This window comes from Paraburkholderia sp. 22099, assembly GCF_052045835.1.
GTDB classification, from domain to species: Bacteria; Pseudomonadota; Gammaproteobacteria; order Burkholderiales; family Burkholderiaceae; genus Paraburkholderia; species Paraburkholderia terricola.
Genome location: NZ_JBQEPU010000030.1, coordinates 1 through 19,008 on the forward strand (window position 1 = coordinate 1; position 19,008 = coordinate 19,008).

The 19,008-nt window shown below is 58.2% G+C and carries 17 protein-coding genes and 2 pseudogenes; 4 read left to right on the forward strand and 15 right to left on the reverse strand.

Annotated features, from left to right (window positions below; all coding sequences use genetic code 11):
* Positions 1–681: IS66 family transposase (gene tnpC, locus ACTJLC_RS24530; protein WP_440845489.1), on the forward strand; the 681-nt coding region annotated here is incomplete at its 5' end.
* Positions 682–830: 149 nt separating this feature from the next.
* Positions 831–1,189, forward strand: a pseudogene (locus ACTJLC_RS24535) (tyrosine-type recombinase/integrase); the annotation flags it as partial.
* A gap of 226 nt (positions 1,190–1,415) precedes the next feature.
* Here ACTJLC_RS24535 and ACTJLC_RS24540 read toward each other — a convergent pair.
* From ACTJLC_RS24540 to yiaK, 4 genes are all read right to left on the reverse strand, one after another.
* Positions 1,416–1,859 (reverse strand): hypothetical protein, encoded by a 444-nt coding sequence (locus ACTJLC_RS24540; RefSeq protein ID WP_310134042.1) that lies wholly within the window; start codon positions 1,857–1,859, stop codon positions 1,416–1,418.
* 388 nt (positions 1,860–2,247) lie between these two features.
* A complete protein-coding gene (locus tag ACTJLC_RS24545; RefSeq protein ID WP_310134213.1) occupies positions 2,248–2,592 on the reverse strand; it encodes a BON domain-containing protein in 345 nt (114 codons plus the stop codon).
* 463 nt (positions 2,593–3,055) lie between these two features.
* Positions 3,056–4,345 (reverse strand): MFS transporter, encoded by a 1,290-nt coding sequence (locus ACTJLC_RS24550; RefSeq protein ID WP_310134044.1) that lies wholly within the window; start codon positions 4,343–4,345, stop codon positions 3,056–3,058.
* A gap of 162 nt (positions 4,346–4,507) precedes the next feature.
* A complete protein-coding gene (gene yiaK, locus ACTJLC_RS24555; RefSeq protein ID WP_310134047.1) occupies positions 4,508–5,530 on the reverse strand; it encodes a 3-dehydro-L-gulonate 2-dehydrogenase in 1,023 nt (340 codons plus the stop codon).
* Positions 5,531–5,997: 467 nt separating this feature from the next.
* Here yiaK and ACTJLC_RS24560 point away from each other — a divergent pair.
* Positions 5,998–6,144 (forward strand): annotated as a pseudogene (locus ACTJLC_RS24560) (NAD(P)(+) transhydrogenase (Re/Si-specific) subunit beta); the annotation flags it as partial.
* Between the two features lie 135 nt (positions 6,145–6,279).
* On the opposite strand, the gene ACTJLC_RS24565 reads toward ACTJLC_RS24560, so the two are convergent.
* The 7 genes from ACTJLC_RS24565 to ACTJLC_RS24595 all read right to left on the reverse strand — a co-directional run bounded on the left by ACTJLC_RS24565 (position 6,280) and on the right by ACTJLC_RS24595 (position 12,240).
* On the reverse strand, positions 6,280–7,188 hold the full coding sequence (locus tag ACTJLC_RS24565; RefSeq protein WP_154873657.1) for a LysR substrate-binding domain-containing protein: 909 nt from the start codon (positions 7,186–7,188) through the stop codon (positions 6,280–6,282).
* Positions 7,189–7,287: 99 nt separating this feature from the next.
* A complete protein-coding gene (gene iolG, locus ACTJLC_RS24570) occupies positions 7,288–8,280 on the reverse strand; it encodes an inositol 2-dehydrogenase (protein ID WP_310317738.1) in 993 nt (330 codons plus the stop codon).
* 415 nt (positions 8,281–8,695) lie between these two features.
* Positions 8,696–9,499: an SDR family NAD(P)-dependent oxidoreductase gene (locus ACTJLC_RS24575; protein WP_310317735.1), complete on the reverse strand. Its 804-nt coding sequence runs from the start codon at positions 9,497–9,499 to the stop codon at positions 8,696–8,698.
* Positions 9,500–9,641: 142 nt separating this feature from the next.
* Positions 9,642–9,926, reverse strand: coding sequence for a YciI family protein (locus tag ACTJLC_RS24580; RefSeq protein WP_154873653.1), 285 nt, complete (start codon positions 9,924–9,926; stop codon positions 9,642–9,644).
* Positions 9,927–9,948: 22 nt separating this feature from the next.
* The gene (locus tag ACTJLC_RS24585; RefSeq protein WP_310317731.1) at positions 9,949–11,025 is read right to left on the reverse strand and encodes a maleylacetate reductase; all 1,077 of its coding nucleotides are present in this window, start codon (positions 11,023–11,025) and stop codon (positions 9,949–9,951) included.
* Complete coding sequence (locus ACTJLC_RS24590) at positions 11,012–11,362, reverse strand: Dabb family protein (protein ID WP_310317728.1); 351 nt, start codon at positions 11,360–11,362, stop codon at positions 11,012–11,014. Before ACTJLC_RS24590 ends, ACTJLC_RS24585 begins: the two co-directional genes overlap by 14 nt.
* Complete coding sequence (locus tag ACTJLC_RS24595; protein ID WP_310317725.1) at positions 11,359–12,240, reverse strand: intradiol ring-cleavage dioxygenase; 882 nt, start codon at positions 12,238–12,240, stop codon at positions 11,359–11,361. The genes ACTJLC_RS24590 and ACTJLC_RS24595 overlap by 4 nt, the downstream gene beginning before the upstream one ends.
* A gap of 302 nt (positions 12,241–12,542) precedes the next feature.
* Between ACTJLC_RS24595 and ACTJLC_RS24600 the strand changes: the two genes are divergently transcribed.
* Complete coding sequence (locus tag ACTJLC_RS24600) at positions 12,543–13,466, forward strand: LysR family transcriptional regulator (protein ID WP_073430256.1); 924 nt, start codon at positions 12,543–12,545, stop codon at positions 13,464–13,466.
* A 162-nt stretch (positions 13,467–13,628) separates the two neighbouring features.
* Here ACTJLC_RS24600 and ACTJLC_RS24605 read toward each other — a convergent pair whose 3' ends face one another.
* From ACTJLC_RS24605 to ACTJLC_RS24620, 4 genes are all read right to left on the reverse strand, one after another.
* The gene (locus tag ACTJLC_RS24605; RefSeq protein ID WP_310317722.1) at positions 13,629–14,609 is read right to left on the reverse strand and encodes an ABC transporter permease; all 981 of its coding nucleotides are present in this window, start codon (positions 14,607–14,609) and stop codon (positions 13,629–13,631) included.
* A gap of 14 nt (positions 14,610–14,623) precedes the next feature.
* Positions 14,624–15,634 (reverse strand): ABC transporter permease, encoded by a 1,011-nt coding sequence (locus tag ACTJLC_RS24610; RefSeq protein ID WP_310317719.1) that lies wholly within the window; start codon positions 15,632–15,634, stop codon positions 14,624–14,626.
* On the reverse strand, positions 15,627–17,210 hold the full coding sequence (locus ACTJLC_RS24615) for a sugar ABC transporter ATP-binding protein (RefSeq protein ID WP_310317717.1): 1,584 nt from the start codon (positions 17,208–17,210) through the stop codon (positions 15,627–15,629). The genes ACTJLC_RS24610 and ACTJLC_RS24615 overlap by 8 nt, the downstream gene beginning before the upstream one ends.
* A 563-nt stretch (positions 17,211–17,773) precedes the next feature.
* Positions 17,774–18,739, reverse strand: a complete 966-nt coding sequence (locus tag ACTJLC_RS24620) for a sugar ABC transporter substrate-binding protein (RefSeq protein WP_440845494.1) — start codon at positions 18,737–18,739, stop codon at positions 17,774–17,776.
* Positions 18,740–19,008 lie beyond the last annotated feature (269 nt).

The window sequence follows — 19,008 nt, forward strand, 5'->3', positions numbered from 1 at the left end:
CCTCAAACCCGGCTCGCCGCATTCCACGGCATCCTGCAGGCCGATGCCTACGCTGGATTTGATCAGTTGTACGCGAGCGGCGAGATCCACGAAGCGGCATGCTGGGATCACGCGAGGAGGTACATCTACGATGTTCACGCGCGCACGCCGACTGCGGATACCCAGCAGCTGCTCGAGATGATCGGCGAGCTCTACAGCATAGAAGCCGACATCCGCGGCAAGGCACCAGACGAGCGTCTGCGCGTGAGGCGGGAGAAGAGCAAGCCGTTGCTCGTGAAGTTCGAAACGACGATCAGGGCAAAACTCACGACGCTGTCGACGAAGTCCGCGCTCGCCAAGGCGATCAACTACTCGCTGAACCACTGGGCAGCCCTCACGTTCTACTGTGAGGACGGTTGGGCCGAGATAAGCAACGTGCTTGCCGAAAACGCCTTGCGCTGTGTCGCGCTCGGACGCAAAAATTATCTGTTCGTCGGCTCCGACAGCGGGGGCGAGCGGGCCGCCGCGATGTATAGCTTGATCGGCACGTGCAAGCTCAACGGGATCAACCCGCGTGCCTACCTGGAATACGTCCTGACCCGCATCGCTGATCACAAGATCTCTCGCATCGACGAATTGCTGCCCTGGAACGTGGCTGACAAACTGAAACCCCTCACCCCGCCCACACTCTCAACCGGGTAGATCTGGATAGATTTGGATGGATCGTGTCCACGATCGCCGATCGTGGACACGATCTCCCTTGATCTACACGGACTCCCACACGCCATCACCATCATGCCCGACGCGCGCGCGAACGGGGAAACGGTCGGGTCGAGTCGCTTACCGAACGGGGATTACCGGCACTTCCATCTCAGGACGAAGACACGCCCCTGTTACTGCCGATCGGGCAGTCGCTCAAACCGTTGACGCGCGCCGCACTGCACCGCATCGTCAAGCAGGTTTTCGGCGGCACAGCCGACGCACTGCGTGCCCGTGGCGAAACGCATGCACCACGAGCCGATCAACTGGAGCAGGCGTCAGCGCATTAGCTGAGGCCAGCGTAGGGTCGCATATCGCGGGCCAACAGATCGACTTGCGGCTCGTGCGTGACAATCTCGGCCATGCGTCGCTCACGACCACCGGTCAGTATCTTCACGTGGACGGCGATCGTCGTCATCGTGAAACCGATGAAAAGCACCGCATTGACTAGTAGGCCAGCCGGCTGAAGTTCGGCATTTGCCGACGTTCGTTGTTACCTGGGATCGCGGATGAATGTCCGCTTGCGGCCTGTTCCGCGTCAGGCAACAACCGGCCATCTCCCGCCGTTCGCTAGGTGCTTTGACGGACATTCGAACGTCAGATCCACTCGGAGAGCAGACCTTTGCCTGGGCGATTTCTAGTGGAAATCGACATCGTCGCCCAGAACGTTTGTCTGACTAGGTTTTTGCTCGCCGTACACCGAAAAATGCGCTTGCTCCACGGGTAACGAGTAAGAGTGAAATGCAGAGGTAGAAGACAAGTCCGGCCCAACCGTACCCGGATATTCGCCCGTGCCCGAAAAGCACCGGAAATGCCGCTTTGACACACAGAAACAGCAGACAGGGGATCGCCAAGGCGCGGGACCAGCCTGCTCCACGAATGACGCCAATACCCGAAGCCACCAGCGCGACCGAGACGATCGTTCCGACACCGATAAGCACAGGCACCAAAAGCGTGTTGCGCATGTAATGGTGAAATATAGGGAGGAAAACGAACAGTGAAAAAACGATCAGATTCCAAACGCCGACCGCGATCAAAGCAAGCGCAGTGCCAATAAGATAGAAAGGGCGCTTTTGTTTCTCGAGTTGGTCTTGAGCTTCATTTAAATTCTGGCGAGACACGTGTATCCCCCGTTTTTAGGTGAAGCGCATCAGGCGCGTCTATTTGTTCTGCATGTTCACTGCCTGGCGACTGCTTATCTGTGCGAATGCAAACACTAATTTGAGCTATCCCCTCAATGACTGCATGCCCTCGAAACCCGCCCTTGACGCACGCGGCGGCTATTGACCGGAAAGGGTCGTTCACGGTCGGCCCGGAAACCGGTGACCGTCATGGAGCGCAGGGGAATGGTCATCAAAACGCAGATGCACTATGCCATTGGCGGAACCGCCCTCGCGCAGCACACGCATTGCTGTCTCGCGCCAGGATCCTGTCGCTTGTGAGACAGCCCTCGTTTTGGCGCCCTCTCCTGCGTTACTTGGTTCGTCATCTGTTTTCGGCGAAGGCGCGTCATTGCGGCCTGAGGTGCAGATCGTTGCTCACGGATCGCACCCCCGGCACGCCGCGCGTCACGGCAAGCGCTTTCTGGATTTGTACCTCCGAATCCACGTATCCCGATAACTGCACAACACCCCGATACGTCGCGACGCTCATCGGCAACGCTCTCAACCCCGGGTCCGCGACGAGCGCCCGGTGCACCCGGATGGCAAGCGCAGCGTCGTCAGTGGCGATCTCCCCCGGCGCGGTCGCGGACGGCGTCGCCGTCGACTTACAGCCAATGGTGAAAACGAACGCGGGCAACGCGAGCGCCGCGACGATCAGCAACCGGCTTTTGATGTATGGCGCGTTTCGCATGTCGGTCATGACATCCAGATTGGTGCATCAGGCAGGGACCGCGCCATGAAGGGATCTAAACGCACAACGCATAGCGGGCACTTTCCGTCGATGTACAACGTCAACGAAGTGGTTTTCATGGCCTCTTCCCTCTGCACAGGCTTCGGGTGTTTCTGCCAGAAAGGAAAGTAGATCGGTGCGGATCCGCCGTCAAACGTTATTTCTCTCTAAAGCGTCAACCGCGGTGCAATCCGCTTAGCGGAGCACACCGACGCATAAATTGGAAGCGTGGTATAAGAGCGCGCCAACGACGTCACTTTTCTAGTGGCAAGTCCATTCGACGCACTTCTGTTTGGAAGAATTGGCCAGGATGGACGGTGTCAGCCCACACCGGCCATCCGAGACCAAAGAGAATGAACGGCCGAACGTTCGCATTGTTCAAGTAGGCGATAGAGACGGGCAGATAGTCTCTATCGCCGCGTCGTCACGCTGTCTTAGCCGGACAAACCAGATAAAAGAGCATCCCACACAGCAATAGGAAGGCTGAAAGGATATACATACCCACCTGAATGCCAGAATAACCGATGATCAATGACCCCAATACGCCGGACAAACTACCACAGGAATTGATCAGCGCAAGCCCCGCTGCGGCCGCCGAACCAGACAGGACTCGACCGGGCAACGTCCAGTAGATCGGCATCAAGGAAAGAATCCCAGATGCGGCCATCGTCAGCATCGCAAGTGAGAACCAGAACTGATCATGAAAGAGGGTTGCCAGAAAAAGACCGATGGAAGCCAGTAAAACAGGAACCATTCCATGCAAGCGCATCCGACCAGACCTTTCAGCTTTCTTGGCGTTGAAAAACATGCAGAATGCAGCGGCGCCGAAAGGAATGGCGGTGTAGAGCCCAACGTGAAAGCTGTTATCGATGCCGGAGTTCCTGAAAAGTGTCGGCATCCAGAAAGTCAAGCCGTAAAATCCGGTGTTGAATAAAACCATGACTACAATCAGCGCATAGACTTTGCCGGATTTAAACGCATCCGCAACGCGATGCGACTTGTGCGCGGCCTCGCGGGCAACGTTGGTCTCGATGATTCTCTTTTCACTGTCGGTGAGCCACTTGACGTCGCTCGGTTTATTCCTGAGCAGCAGTAGAATGACCACGCCGAGAACAACCGAAGGCAGACCTTCAAGGATAAACAGCCACTGCCATCCCTTGATTCCCACCACGCCGTTCATGGATTCAAGAATCGCCCCTGAGATCGGTGCACCAAGCACAACTGCGATCGGCAACGCCATCAGGAACAGTGAATACATCCCGCTTTGACGCTTCGAAGGCAGCCACGTATTCGTGTAATACATCACACCGGGAACAAATCCAGCCTCGCAGACGCCCAGCAAGAAGCGAAGCGAATAAAAGACCGGTTCACTCCTGGAAAATATCATCAACATGGACACGATTCCCCACGTGATCATGATCCGTGCGATCCACGCTCGCGCGCCGACCTTTTGCAAAACGAGGTTGCTGGGGATTTCGAACAGCATGTACCCCCAGAAGAAAACGCTGGCGCCGACAGCAAAAGACGCATTGGTCAAACCAAAATCAGCCGCCATCTGAAGTTTGGCAAAACTGATATTTACTCTATCGAGGTACGACAGAATAAATCCGATAAAAAACAACGGTACAATCCGGAGGATGACCTTCTTATAAAGGGCATCCTCCTCTTCAACACTTATGCTCGAACTCATGTCGAGGGCGAGATCTGCTTTCATGGTTGTCTCCTCCGATGAAAACAACGGATATAGCGGCGCGGCAGTGGTCGAGTTAATCAACTTGTATGGGCGTCAGGTAGGAACGGTCCACAGACTCGTGAATACCGCTGGCCCGTGGCCCGCACAAATATATTGCGGTGATTCTTTAGTCGTACGCCGCGGTCATTTCTTTGCCGCCGCCAGAGCCAACACCTCAGACCAAACGGTGTCATCCACGACGATTCCGTTTTCTCGTTGCTCGTTTCGCGTCCTGAGGGCGCTTTGTCCCGGGTAGAGCACCTCGCGGCTGTCCTCAGCCAGTTCCGAGCTATTGACGTAGTCCGCAACGCTATCTGCGACCTGGTTCGTAAAAGCTTCGCCTCCGAGCTTTCGCGGATCGATCAAAATGAAAATCTGCGAGCTGCCTGTGCAGCTACCCTCTTGAATCTTGTCGATTTCGTTTGTTGCCAAACCCTCGGAGAGGACCGCAGCAAGCACATCGAGGATGATCGCGAAACCGGAGCCCTTCCAATACCCCATCGGCAGGATTCGCATCGAAGCCTCGATCGGACCGGGTTTGACCGTGAGATTGCCATGGCTGTCGAAACCCGCCGGGAAAGGCATGTCTTTTCCCTTGAGTCGGGTGACTTGGAGCTTGCCGTAGGAGTACTGGGACATTGCCATGTCGAGGACAATATTTCCCTTTGCTCGCGGCACGGCCATCACGAAGGGGTTATTCCCAACCCGCGTCTCTTTGCCTCCCCAGGCGGGCATGCAAGACTCGGTGTTCGTCCAGCTAATCGCGATGTAGCCGCGATCCGCCGCTCGCCAACCGTAGGCGCCACCCCGCATCCAATGCGTCGTGTTCCGCAGCGCGACGATTCCTACCCCCTGCTGCTCCGCAATCTCCATCGCACGGTCGGTGGCAAAAAGTGCGTTCATAACCCCAGGCCCACGGTTGCCATCGTAGACCTCAATCGCGCTCAGACCTTTAACCAGCGAGGGCTTCCCTTCGAGATTGATCCACCCCTTGTTCACGTAGTCCACAAATCGAGCGACACGATTGACGCCATGAGAGTTGACTCCATCACAGGTCGACTCGGTATGGATGCGAGCACACGTCTGTGCGTCCTGCTCATTCATACCGGCGTTCAGAAACGCTGACGTGATCATCTTCTGCATCTCCGCCAAAGGAATGCGGCTCATATTGCTTGTCTCCAGTGTTGCTCGGTGCAACTTGCATTCGAACGTAGGTAGGCGCGCAACGACGCTAGACGTCCGCGAGAGCGGTCCAATGGGATGTCCGCACAAATGGCGCACCGCGTCCGCTCACCTGTTCTGGTCTACCATACCAGAATGGTGAATCGCAGCAAGGGTTTTGTGTGGCCTGCGTACGGGATCGTTCGACGGCGTTCCTCTGTCAGTCACAGAAGTTGCAGCCGCCCTACCGCCCCGCACTCCGTATGGCGCTTAGGGTTGCCGACCGGCGTCAGATTGAAATACTGCGGCTGATCTCACGAAAAGTCCTCTCGCGGTTGTTCTCGAATTCGGGAAAGTCCTTACGTCGAGACAACGGCGGACAAGCTCAAAACCCCTTGCACAAACAGCTTTTACAGAGAGGAATTCCAGTTTCGATTATTGTCAGGCTTGTATGGTAAGGATGCGTATGATGGGCAGCCGGCGCGTACATTGCAGCGAAAGTCGAGATGACGAAGATGCGCGAACTCGTCGCTGCTACGCACTCGCTGATCGGTCTCGCTGCGGTCGCCATTGCGTATGCGGTCGTCGCCGAGCCTTCGGCGTTCGGGCTCGCGCCTCCGCGCGTCACGCAGACGGCCCGCTTGGGCAGTGCAGCAAATGAGCGGCGAGAATGAAGTAGCTGCTGCGCAGGAAAGACGGCAACCGGCTTCGCCAAGACGCTGCAAATCACTTGCGTATGCAGCGGGTAAGCGCGCTCAGGCTAATCGGCCTTGCTCACCAAGCTCCACGAGCGTATCAACGACGTGCCGTACTTTTGGTCGCAAATGCGCCACCTTCGGCCAGACAGCATGCACGTCGATGAGTTCGTTTGAGATGTCATCGAGCACGGAGCGAAGCGCCCCTGTCTCCAGGTGCGGCCTCAACAATGACATCGGCATTTGGCAGAGCCCTAAGCCAGCAAGAGCCGCCTCGACGATGGAGTCGCCATCACTTATCTGATGGATTCCTGGAGGTGAGAAGCGCTTCGCTTCACCGCCGATGCGTACTCGCCACGACAAAGGCTGTCCACGTCTATAGCCGACGATACACGAATGTCTATCGACGTCTTCAAGTTGGCCAGGTGTGCCTCGCTGCTCGAGATATTCGGGCGACGCCGCAATCACCATCCTTTGCCTGGTAAGTCGACGTGCGACGAGGCCGCTTGAGCTTTGAAGTTCTCCGAAGCGGACTACAAGGTCGACGCCTTCCTCAATTGGATCGATGAGATGGTCCGAAAACGTCATCGTGAGCTGCAGGTCGGGATGCTTCCGCGCGATGTCCAGCAAGATTGGAACAAGTATGCGGCGCCCAAACGCTGCTGGCATGTCGATGCGAAGCCGACCGACCGGACGATGGAGTTCCGGCCCGAGCGCGGTTTCTGCCGTGGAAATTTCGTCGAGGGCGGAGGCGCACGCGGCGAAGTAGGCTTCGCCATCGGCTGTGAGGGAAATGCTCCGGGTAGTGCGATGGAAGAGCTGAGCGCCCAGGCGCTCCTCCAGCTTCGCAATCGCCTTTCCAACAGCGGACTTTGTCAGACCGAGCTGCTCGGCGGCGTCCGTGAAACTGCGTGACCGTGCCGCCGTGACGAAGATAACGATCCCGCTGAAACTGTCGACCTGTGCCACATCCAGCCCTATCGAAGAATTTCATTCTTCATATAGGGCAGTAAGCCGCCCATTGTCAACCCGGCATGACCCATAGCCCGCGCAATGCGGCGGGATTGTTCAGATTCTCACCGCGCAGCCCGAATTTGCTGCCTCGATGGCAGCGTTCGCGATGCGCAGCGCACGGATACCGTCCCTGGGCGTTGCCGGCATCGGACCGTTCTGTCCGAGAGCCATCAGGAAACGGTCGAGTTCGACCCTGTAAGAGTCCGCATGTCGCTCAAGGAAGAAGTTGAGGAGCGGCTCGCGGGCTTCCGTCCTTTCGCTCGTCCAACGGCGCAGGCTGGATGGGCGATGGTTTTCATTCAAAACCATTCCCTTTGAACCGAAGACTTCAAGACGTTGGTCGAAGCCGTACACAGCCTGACGCGAACCGTTTATATGACACTGCTTGCCCGACCCCGTACGAAGTAACACCATCACGCTGTCATAGTCCGGGAGCTCGTCCAGGTCGGGGTCGACCAGTCGATTGCCCATCGCCATCACCTCGACCGGGTCCTCGCCAAGCAGCCAGCGAGCCGTGTCGAAATCGTGGATGGTCATGTCACGGAAAATGCCGCCGCTGTGCCGAAGATATTCGCGCGGTGCAAGCCCTGGGTCGCGGCTGGTGATGATGACCTGGCGGACGTCACCGACTTCACCTTCATCGATAGCCTGCTTCAGGCGCATCGCGTCGGGGTCAAATCGACGATTGAATGCCAGCATCACGCGGCCATTGAGGCGCTCGATTTCCTCGACAGCCGCCAGAGCGCGGTCAATATCGAGGTCGATGGGCTTCTCGCAGAGCACGGGCTTACCCAGCCGGACCGCTTGCAATGTCAGGTCAATGTGGGTGTCGGTCGGTGTTCCGACAATAATGGCATCGACGTCCTCGCGGTCAACCACTGACTTGCAATCGAGCGACGCATCGCAGCCGAGGTCAGCGGCGAGCGCCTCGACGGCCTCTTTGTACGGGTCTGCAATGGCGACGAGCTTCACCCGGCGGTCTGCTGCGACATTAGCAGCGTGGATTTTTCCGATGCGGCCAGCGCCGAGAACGGCAATTCGTAGCATTTGAGTCTCCAGTCATTCGTCGACGCATCGAGGTGCGCCGACTGTTCAATGTTGCTTACAGAAGCCTAGGACGTCCGTCGTCGGCCTGTACTCACTCTTGTCTCCACCGGCGCCTGTGCCTCCAACCAACCCTCGTTCGGGCCAGCCCCTGCACCGTCGGAGAGCTGTCGGCTAAGACGCAGGATGTCATCGAGGCCAAAGTCCTGGACGTCGGGAAGCCGGTCGCCGCGCGCTGCGGCCACAGCTATCGCAATGCGTAATCCATTCAAGCGCTCGCGCATCAACAATTCCAGTGCTTCGACGAGAAACGCTCGCTCTCTTGGCGACACGTTAGAAGCGAGGAAGCGGTCATAAGCCGACATGCGCTGGTCCTCTGGACAATGTCTCTGTGAAATCCGTTCGCGACCCGGCTCGCTCAAATGAGGCTGCGGATACTGCCACCATCGACACCCCACACCGCCGACGTGACGAACGACGCGAGGTCTGAAGCCATGAATACGATCACATTGGCTACTTCGTCAGGCTGCCCCAATCGGTTGAGCGGCAGGTGGCGCAATGACAGTTCGTGCTCGACAGCGTCCCTAGGCGCCATACCATGGAACTTTCCCATCGTGTCAGCGAAGCCGCCTTCTTTCGTCCAGAACGGCGTCCAGACCGGTCCCGGTGCAACGGCGTTCACGCGGATCTTTGGCGCCTCGGCTCGGGCAAGGCCTTTCGTTAAGGCAAGTACCGCGGCCTTCGATGCGGAATAGTCAATCGGGACAGGCTCAGGCTGCCGCGCCAGGTCCGACGCGTTGTTGATGATGACCGCCTTCTCACGGTTTCGGAGCACGGGCAGCAGGTAGCGACATGTCCGCACGTAACTCATGAAGTTGAGATTCATCGTGTAATCCCAGTCCTCGTCCGAGAGCTCGTCGAACGTGCGGACTTTACCGGCGCCGACGTTGTTCACCAGAACGTCGACCTGGCCGTTGTATGACTTCAGGGCTGCATCGACACCGCTTTTCACCCCTTCGGCCGTGGACAGGTCCGCCTGTGCAATCGCCACTTTCACGCCGAGCGCCCTGAGTTCCAACTCGGCCTCGTTCAACGCGTTAATGTCGATGTCGATGAGGCAAAGCCGCGCGCCTTCGCGTGCAAAACCCAGTGCTGTGGCCCGTCCGATGCCTTGCGCACCACCCGTGATGAGCACGATCTTCCCGTCCAGTCCTGTCCGCATGATGTCTCCACTCTGATGTTATGTTCGGTGCGAACGCCAGAAATTGAGAGCTTCGCCATCCGGTTTGCCCTCTTCGAGGACGAACGCTTCCCGCTCCTGGCATACCGCGAGGAGCACCTTGATCCGAAATAAAGCAATCGTGTTAGCGGTTGTCTACCCGCTTGATGAATGGCCTGATATCGACCGACGCCCAGATTCCTGCCTTGTTGAACGGGTCCGTATCGACAAACTTCCGGATCTCTTCGATGCCATCGGCTTCGTAGAGAAAGAAACTTCCAATCATCGTTTGCCCGTCTGATTTCGTCAGCGGACCGGAAATCAGTGTCTTCACCGGCGCGATCTGCAGGTACGCTTTGTGGGCGTCATAGTTTTCAAGGCGACGCTCGACCATGTTCGAATGGTCGAGGCAATAGACGGTGAAATGCATTGTTGTCTCTCTGCTTCGATGCTCAGGCCGAGGCCGCACGGGGTGCGACGCCGTCAAAAGCATTCTGCAAAAGCTTGAGAAGCGCGTCGTGCTGAATCGGACGCGGATTCCAATAGGGGTTTGAACTGGCAATGTCCGCGGCCTTCGATACATCCTCAGCCGACATGCCGATGTCTTTGAGCGCCAGCGGTGCACCGCAGCGCTTCGCGAGTTCATAGACACCGATGGCGGCGTCCTCCGAACCCAGCGCACGTGCAATCCGTTCCATCGCTTCCGGTGCAGCATGTCGGTTGTAGGCGAGCGCGTGTGGAAGGACGATAGTGTGCGTCTGCGCGTGAGGAAGATTGAAGCTTCCGCCGAGCGTGTGACACAACTTGTGATGAAGGGCCATGCCAACGCTGCCTAACACCGTTCCGCAGAGCCAGGCGCCATATTGAGCGTCGGCACGAGCCTCAACGTCGTGCGGGTCGGCGACGATCGCGGGCAAGGCACGCGCGAAAGCGGCGATGCCTTCTTCCGCCATCAGACTGGTCACCGGGTTTGCATCGCGCGAATACAACGCTTCCGCCGCATGGGCGATCGCGTTGATCCCACTGGTGACCGATAGCGGGACCGGGAGTGACATGGTCAGGTCGGCATCGTAAATCACGATCTTCGGTAGAACCCGCGGGTCTGTACCGGTCTTCTTCAAGCCGGCGTCGGTGATGCCGTAGATAGGTGTCATCTCACTGCCGGCGTACGTTGTCGGCACGGCAATAATCGGAAGGCCCGACGCCAGCGCGATAGCCTTGCCCAGGCCGATCGTCGAGCCGCCACCAACAGCAATCGCACAGTCTGCGTTCAGTTCGCGAGCCAGCGCACGAGCTTCCTTCGCCAACTCGAGCGGCACATGCATGACCGCCCGGTCGAATACTCCTGCGGCACGTGCACCGAGGCGGGTCGCCACGGCTTCGCCCGTTTCCTTCTGTTCGGGGCTGCACAGAATGAGAGCGCGCTCCGACTTCAGCTCGAGCATTTCCCGCTCAAGGTGCTGCAGGCTACCGGGGCCAAACACGACTCGCCCGGCCCGCGCCTGATATACAAACTCACGCTTTTGCATGAAGAAACTCCGCTTTAGGCTCGGCGCTCACACCAGCGTCTGCCAGGTAATCAACCTGGAATCGCGCGGTGCGCAGATCCCCGAGCTCGTTGCGCACGCGCAGGTGTTCTGGATGCAACGCGTACGCCTCCAAGGCTTCCTGCGAGTCGAATTCGGTGACAAGAACCGCGTCGCATGCGTAGTCGACCCGGCTATGGTCGAGTCCGACTTCAAGGTGACTCATTCCCGGAATCCGGCCCCGCAATCCTTCGAAGCCCGTTTTCACGCGGTTCGAAGCGGCCAGACGCTCGGCCGGCGTGTCGCCCCGAACACGCCACATGACGATATGCCGAATCATGCATGTACCTCCGACGGGTTGAGCACGAAGTCATATTCAAGCGAGTACCACGGGACAGAGATGTCTCGGCCATCGGGTGCGACGCCCGGTTCGTGTCGCTTCCACTCCGAGATGAGCGACGAGCGCACACCAAATACAACGTCCGAATCGAGGTACTGGTCGCCGTCCCGGAACACGTGAGTGATGAGTGTCTGGTAACCGGGCGCTTCAATCATGAAATGCAGATGCGCGGGACGCCATGGATGGCGGCCGACCGCCGAGAGCATGCGGCCCACGGGCCCATCATGGGGAATGGGATACGCCTCAGCCAGAATAGAGCGGAAGTTGAAGAATCCTTCGGCGTCCGTTCTCAATCGGCCTCGCGCGCTATGGACTACGTTGCCAGCTTCATCCTGGTTCTGCACGTCATAGAAGCCGTCCTCGTCCGATTGCCAAACATCGAGCTGCGCGTTTCCGACGGCTTCGCCGCCTGCACCACGCACCTGGCCGCTTACATAGCAAGGCGCGCCTTTGGCTCCGTTCGAGATGTCGTCGCCGTTACTGTAGAACGGAGCGCCCTCGACGTAGAAAGGGCCGAAAACCGTCGCTTCCGTGCAGTTCGCGGGTTTGCGATTGTTCTGGGACGTGACCAGCATCGAGAGTCCCAACGTATCGGACAGAAGGATGAACTCCTGTCGCTTGTCGTCAGTGATATGACCGACTTCCGTCAGAAACTTGACTGCCTTGAACCACTCGTCCTCGGTAAGGTGGACATCGCGGGCAAAGGCGTGGAGATGCTGAACCAGGCTCGTCATCACCGTCCTCAGTCTCGGGTTCCAGCAGTTCGCGAATGAGGCAATGACGGCTTGTGTGATGGTGTCTTCGTTGATGTTGCGCATCGTGCGTGTCTCCGTTGTGCGCTCAGGCGTCTCAGAACGAAAGGTAAAGGGTCGCTTGGGTAAATAAAATGCCCAGAAGTGAAATGACATTTCCTCCTGAAGGAAAAATACGTTCGCATGCGTGGGAGAGCGCGAACTACTGAACACCAGGCCCTCCCGTTTTGCGTCGAATTGTAGAATTTTCCTCTACAAATCGAGGACTTCCGGTCGGTTTATCAATCGCCTCGCCTCCGGCATATTTGGCCTCGCCGAATTGGAAGAATCGCACCTGATTCTTCCAGTAGAACTCGAAGAGGGTGACGATGGACCGCTGGACGCAACTGCAGCTATTTGTGCTGACCGCTGACTTGGGTAGCCTGTCGAAGGCCGCCGAACAACTGGACATGTCAAATGCCGCAGCAAGTCGAACGCTCAGCTCTCTCGAAGAGCGTCTCGGTGCGAGGCTCATAGAACGAACTACGCGGCGCATGTGGCTCACTGACGCCGGCCGCGAGTACCACCGCCGATGCACGGCTGTGATTTCCGAGTTGGCCGAAGCTGACTCGATTGCTTCTGAGGAGGCGCTCAGTCCAAGAGGCGTGCTCCGGGTGACCAGTTCTGTTTCTTTCGCGATGATGCACATTGCGCCGGCGCTTCCTGAGTTTGTCACGTGCTACCCCAATCTGTCGGTTCAGATTGTCGCGGCGAATCAATACCAGAACTTCATCGAGGCTGGGATAGATATCGCCATACGTACGAAAGAGCATGAAGGAGATTCGGGCATCACGATTCGACGTCTGGCCGAGACGAGACGAGTGATGGCAGCATCGCCAGCCTATCTCGCGGCCCACGGACGTCCTGAGAATCCAGAGGACCTCCAGCAGCACAACATGCTTGTCTACAATCTCGCCGTCGACCCCTATCTGCTTCACCTGCGTCGAGGAAAGGAAGAACGCAATATCCCGATTGAGAGCGCTCTGGACTCAAACGAAGGTCAGGTCATCGTCGCCGCAGGGCGAGCAGGTTTGGGCATCGTCGTTCAGCCTCTCTACATCATTCATGATGACATCGTGTCCGGGCGTCTTATCCCAGTGCTTGGGGACTGGCAGTTGCCACGACTGACCATCAACCTGGCTTACCAAAGCCGGCGATATCAGCCCGCGAAAATTCGAGTGTTCACCGAGTTCCTGATTGAGCGCGTGAAGAGCCTCAAACTTGAGGAGCGCTGGATGACCTTTGCAACCTAGCTTCATCCGCGCTGTAGATCACGGGATGCCATCGGGACTCGCAGGTGGGACGTTCTTCCTTCAGGCAACAGTCAGTGCGGCCATGGTCTATCCGGGCTCAAGATGACGAAATACTGACGCGCTCTTCAGGAGCACGTCGGATTGCGCCAATGCGAGCAAAAGTCAGACGGGCGCGGATGCCTTTCTGCGAGCGAACCGTTCCAGCGGCGAGGCCAATACCGCACCCAGACGCCCGTCAAGCAAAACCACGATGAGCAGCAACAGCCCATTCACGAGAAGAATCTGTGTGGACGTGGCACTCAACAAACCCAGGCCGTTATTCAGGATGGTGAGAATGAGAACGCCCATCGCGACACCGAGTGGTGAACCGATACCGCCGCCCAGCGCAATACCGCCGACGATGGCCGCTGAGGCCGCCTGGAGCAGGATGTTGCTGCCCATCGTCGCGGAGGCGGTCGCGAGGCTCAGCGAGAGCAGACCCCCACCCAGCGCCGACAACCCACCGGAGATGACAAAACCAACCGTCAGTGCTTTGCCGACCCGTGCACCACTCTGAATCGCCGCCTTTCGATGGCCACCTGAAGCGTAGATGTCGCGACCGAGCGTAGTGAAGCGCAGGAACAACGAGATCACGACGAAACAGGCGATTGTAATGAAGCTTCGAGGCGAGAAAATGCCTGCCACGTTATGGTCGAGAAAGTCGCTGACGTCCAGATTGCCGTAGCTCAAGACGCGCCCCCCTGCGAGCCAGTACCCTACGCCGGTCAGAAACATCATCGACCCAACGGTGGTCACCAGCGAGGAAACGCCGAGCCGTGGCAACAAGGCTGCGTTTGCAACGCCCACCACCACCCCGAAGACAACCGCGTACAGAATGCCGAGCAAAGCACTATCGCCGCCGAATTTCACAGTGATGAGCCCAGCCACCGTCGAGATTGCCGCTACGCTCAGGTCGAATTCACCAGCAACCATCGTGACCGAAAGCCCGAGTGCGATGATTCCAAGGAACGCAAACGCCTGGAAAATCGCGTAGAGGTTGGCCTGCGAAAAGTAGTGATTGACGCTGAGGCCGAAGATAACCGGCATGCCAACAAGCAGGACGATCCGAATCGCCAGATTGAGAAGTCGTTGAGATTGATGCATTTCCGAGTCTCCTGTTATTTCCGTCCCGGACCGAGCCGGGCGAGCAACGCGCCGAACACCACCGCTGCGAGAACCACGATGCCTTTCGCGACCAGCTGGTACTCGTAGCTCACGCCGCTGACCAGGAGGATGTTGCCGATGACCGCGAGGAAGATGGCACCGGTGACCGCATCCGAAATATGGCCACGCCCGCCGCGAATCGAAATGCCACCGACCAGCACGGCTGCGATCGCGTTGAAGTCGAGGTCGATGCCGTACGTCAGATTGCCTTGGGCCGACGATGAGGCGATCAGAGAGCCGGCCAGTGCCGCTGCTGCGCCAGCGAACGCGTAGCAGACGAGTGTCGCGGCCATCGTCCGGAGTCCGGCAATACGCGCAACCTCAGCCTGCATTCCGAGCAATCGGATTTCGCGTCCAATGCGCGACTTCTGGAGGATGAAACTCGCAATTGCAGCAAAAATGGCCAGCACGAGGATTTGAGTCGGCAGCCAGCCGAACAGCTTGCCCTGACCAAGCCAGGCGGCATCGCCTTTGCCGATGACCGTCAGGCCGCCGGTGTAGATGACGCCTGCACCGATGATGATTGACGAGGTGGCAATCGTCGTGATGATGGGGTTCGCCTTCCCCAGAGCGATGATTCCGCCCTGCACAATGCCCATCAGCAGGCCGCTCAATACGACGAGCAGCAGCGTCGTACCCAAGCCCAAATGAATGAGCGCTGCAAACATGACGGTGGAGACCGCGGCCGTCGCACCCATCGAAAGCATGAACAGATTCCCGCTGAGGGTGACGAGCGCCATACCGATAGCGCCAATGCCGACTGCTGCAACCGAGTACATTAGCGACTGAACGTTCCCGAACTCCGTGAAGTGCGGCACGATGGCTGCTGCGACGACGATGAGGACGAGCGTAGCGATTCGGATCGACGCCGCATGAATGCTCGTCGTTCCAAAAAGTGCAGATGCCCACCGTCGCAACGCCGTTGGCGACACCTGTGCAGTGGGTTCCAGAGCGGTCTTATGCATTACCCACCTCCGCAGGTTGATTTCGGAAAGAGACGTGGCCGTGAGATACGTCGCTGTCGCCCGCGACGATGTCGTGGAGCAGCGTGTCACCATCGATTTCGAATCGAGGTTTATGGCGGACCATCCGGCCACGGAAAACAGTGAGAACGGTGTCCGCGAGTTCGAGAATTTCTTCGAGGTCTGTCGAGTAGAAGACAATCGCCAACCCGTCATCCGCCATTTTGCGAAGGGTCGAATAGATCTCCGCGCGAGCGCCAATGTCAACACCTCGGGTAGGCTCGTTCAACAGCAACAGCCGAGGTGCGAGCGCGACGGCTTTAGCGAGCGACACCTTTTGCTGATTGCCGCCGCTGAGCGTCGACACTTCATGAGGAAGGCGCTTCAGGTCGATGGCGAACATCGATGCGAGGCGCCGGGCCTCTTCCTGCTCGCCGGCGCGCCGCATAATGCCAGCCTTGCTGAACTTCGCCATTACAGAGGCCGTGATATTGATTGCTATCGGCGCATCCAGAAACACGCCCTTATCCGCACGGTCCTCGGCGACGTATGCGATCCCGGCCTTCAGGGAACTGCGGATGCTGTCAAGTTTGATTGCCTGTCCGTCGACCTTGACTGAGTTGGAGATGTCGCCGCGAAGTCCGGCGAGCGCCTCGACAAGGACTTCGGCTCCCGAACCAAGCTGACCGACAACCGCGAGAATCTCGCCTGGCGCCACATCGACCGACAGGTCTTCGACCTTGTCTGCAACCGTCAGGTTGGAGACCGACAGTCGAGGCGCGAGATCAGCGCGCCTCTCGGGCGGCTTGGCCCTGCCATGCACAAGTTCACGCCCGATCATTGCCTTGACCACTTCAGCAGTCGTCATGTCGGAGGTACGTTGCGTCAGAACGTGCTGGCCGTTGCGGAAAACCGTTACCCGGTCCGTCAGTGCAAAGACCTCATCGAGCCGGTGACTCACGAAAATCATTGCGGTGCCCTGGTCACGCAGCCTGCGCGCGACGTCGAAGACTCGCACAATCTCCGCATCCGACAAGGTCGCAGTCGGCTCGTCGAGGAGCAGCACCCTCGCCTGCCGCGACATGCCACGCGCGATTTCCACGAGTTGGCATTCGGCAAGGCTGAGCCGGGACGCCGGCGCATCCAGCTTGACGTGTGACAACCCCACCGAGTCGAGACGCTCGCGGACAGAGTCGCGATACTGGCTGCGTCGGTAGATTTCGCTCTGGTCGGCGCCACCGAGAAGAATGTTGTCGAGTACCGACAGCGTCGGAACGATTGCAAGCTCCTGGTGAACGATGGAGATCAGTCGGGGATCCGTGCGACTCCCAAGCTTCAGATGGTGGCCGTCGACGGTGATTTCTCCGTCGTCAGGCTGAACGAGGCCACCGAGAATTTTGATGAACGTGCTCTTGCCCGCGCCGTTCTCTCCGCACAGCGCATGAATCTCGCCCGGCGCCAGTTCGAGGCTGACGCCTGTAAGCGCTTTGACGCCACCATAATGTTTTGTGAGATTGCGAGCGCAGAGCAGACTCTGGGCAGCTACCGGCTCGGCGTCGGGATTCGCGTCTTGTAGCATTGTCTTCCTCCAAACGCGGAGACTCTTCGGTCATCCGCTGTCAAGTGCTGATGCCTGTCACAGTGGCCCACCTCCTGCGCGTAGCTGGTCGTGTGTGGGTGCCGGCATACATGTCGATTACCGATGTCCTGCGTCGATGCTGGGCATTTCGCTGTCCAGGGCTTCGAACGAGCCAGGAGGCGCTGCGGCATCAGCGACGCTGCTGTTGGTGGTCTTTGAGGAGAGAAATTCGCAGGGAATCGCTGCGTGCGCAGGAACGCATGTCGTCTCCAGCAGAAACTCGCGTCAGCGGCTTCGGTATTGTTGAGTAACAGGTTATTAGTTCGCCTGGAAAAGAAAAATGCGCTGCGGCGAAATGATATTTCCGGTGGAAGGAAATATCCGTATTGGCCATAGACGGCACGATACGCCAGTGCGTGCGCCTTTCCCATGAAGCCAGTGCCAATCACAGCTACGCCAATCTCTCGTCTCATGGTTGTCTCCGTTCGTAAAACGAAAGCGACCCCGAAGGGTCGCGAAAAACGTTCCGCCGCCTGCGCGACGGTCAACTGTGCAGAACGGCGTTACTTCTTCTGCGAGTAGCAGACGTTCAGCGTCGTCTTCGTTGCAGCAGGATTCGGTAGATACTGAATGGCTTGCGGCGCCTTGCCCGACGCGAGATCTTTGGCGGCCCGTGCAGCGTACGCACCGTCGTCAAACGGGGACTGCTCGACCGTGGCGTATGCCTTTCCGGCGGAAATGGCTTCGACCGCACCAGAGTCGCAGCCGTGGCCAATGATGACGAGCTTCGACGGGTCGAGTCCGAGGCGCTGTGCCGCAGTCACGACACCGCGAAGTTGCGAGTCGTTCTCCGTGTAGACGCCTTTCACGTCCTTGAATTGAGTAAAGAGCGCCGACGCGGCCGCTTCTGCCTTCACAGCGTCCCAGTCTGCCGGTTGCGAACCGACGACTTCAATTCGAGGCGCGTTCTTCTTGAGGCCCTCCACAAAGCCTTGATAGCGCTGAACCTGCGGCGGCGTGCCCATCGGCCCGTTAATGACGATGACCTTGCCTTTATCGCCATAGCCCTTTTCCTTGAAGCCCTGAATCATCGTCTTCGCGGCTACTTCGCCATTGCTGATGTCGTTCGGGCCCGTGAAGACCTTCCAGTACCGGGAGTACTTCTGGTCGGGCATCGAATTCGAGATGACTAGCGGAATTTTGGCCTGGTCAATCTTGCGAATCGACGGGACCATCGCGCTCGAGTCCACCGGGACAAGGACGATGACATCGGGCTTCTGGGCAAGTGTCTGGTCGACCAGAGTGGATTGTTCGTTCGGGTCGTAGTTGCTTACCTTCACATCGAGCTTGAGGCCCTGGGCGGCGGCTTCCTTCTCGAAGCCCTTCACATAGAGCGCCCAGTATTCAACGCTCTGCGTCGGCATGAGCAGCGCAACGCGAGGCTGGTCGGCCGCACGGGCGCTCGTACCAAATGCGCTTGCGACGGCCGCGAGAGCAAAACAAGAAACGATGGATTTGCGGAAGTTCATGCTGTGTCTCCAATAGGCCCATGTCGTGGAAGAGCCGGGTTTTGATGTTCTGGTGGAGGCACAGTAAGGCCTGGTATGGGAAAGAAAAATGCGACAGAACGAAAAGTTATTTCCTCTCACTGGAAAAATGACGACAGCTTCGGAGAGATTGTCACCGAACAGTTCAAGAATCGGGCGATAAGCCAGATGCGGCGGTCCCGCAGCGGCAAGCAACGCTCGGCTTCGCCCGATTGTGTACTTTTATTCTACGGAAAGACGATCCGGGGGCT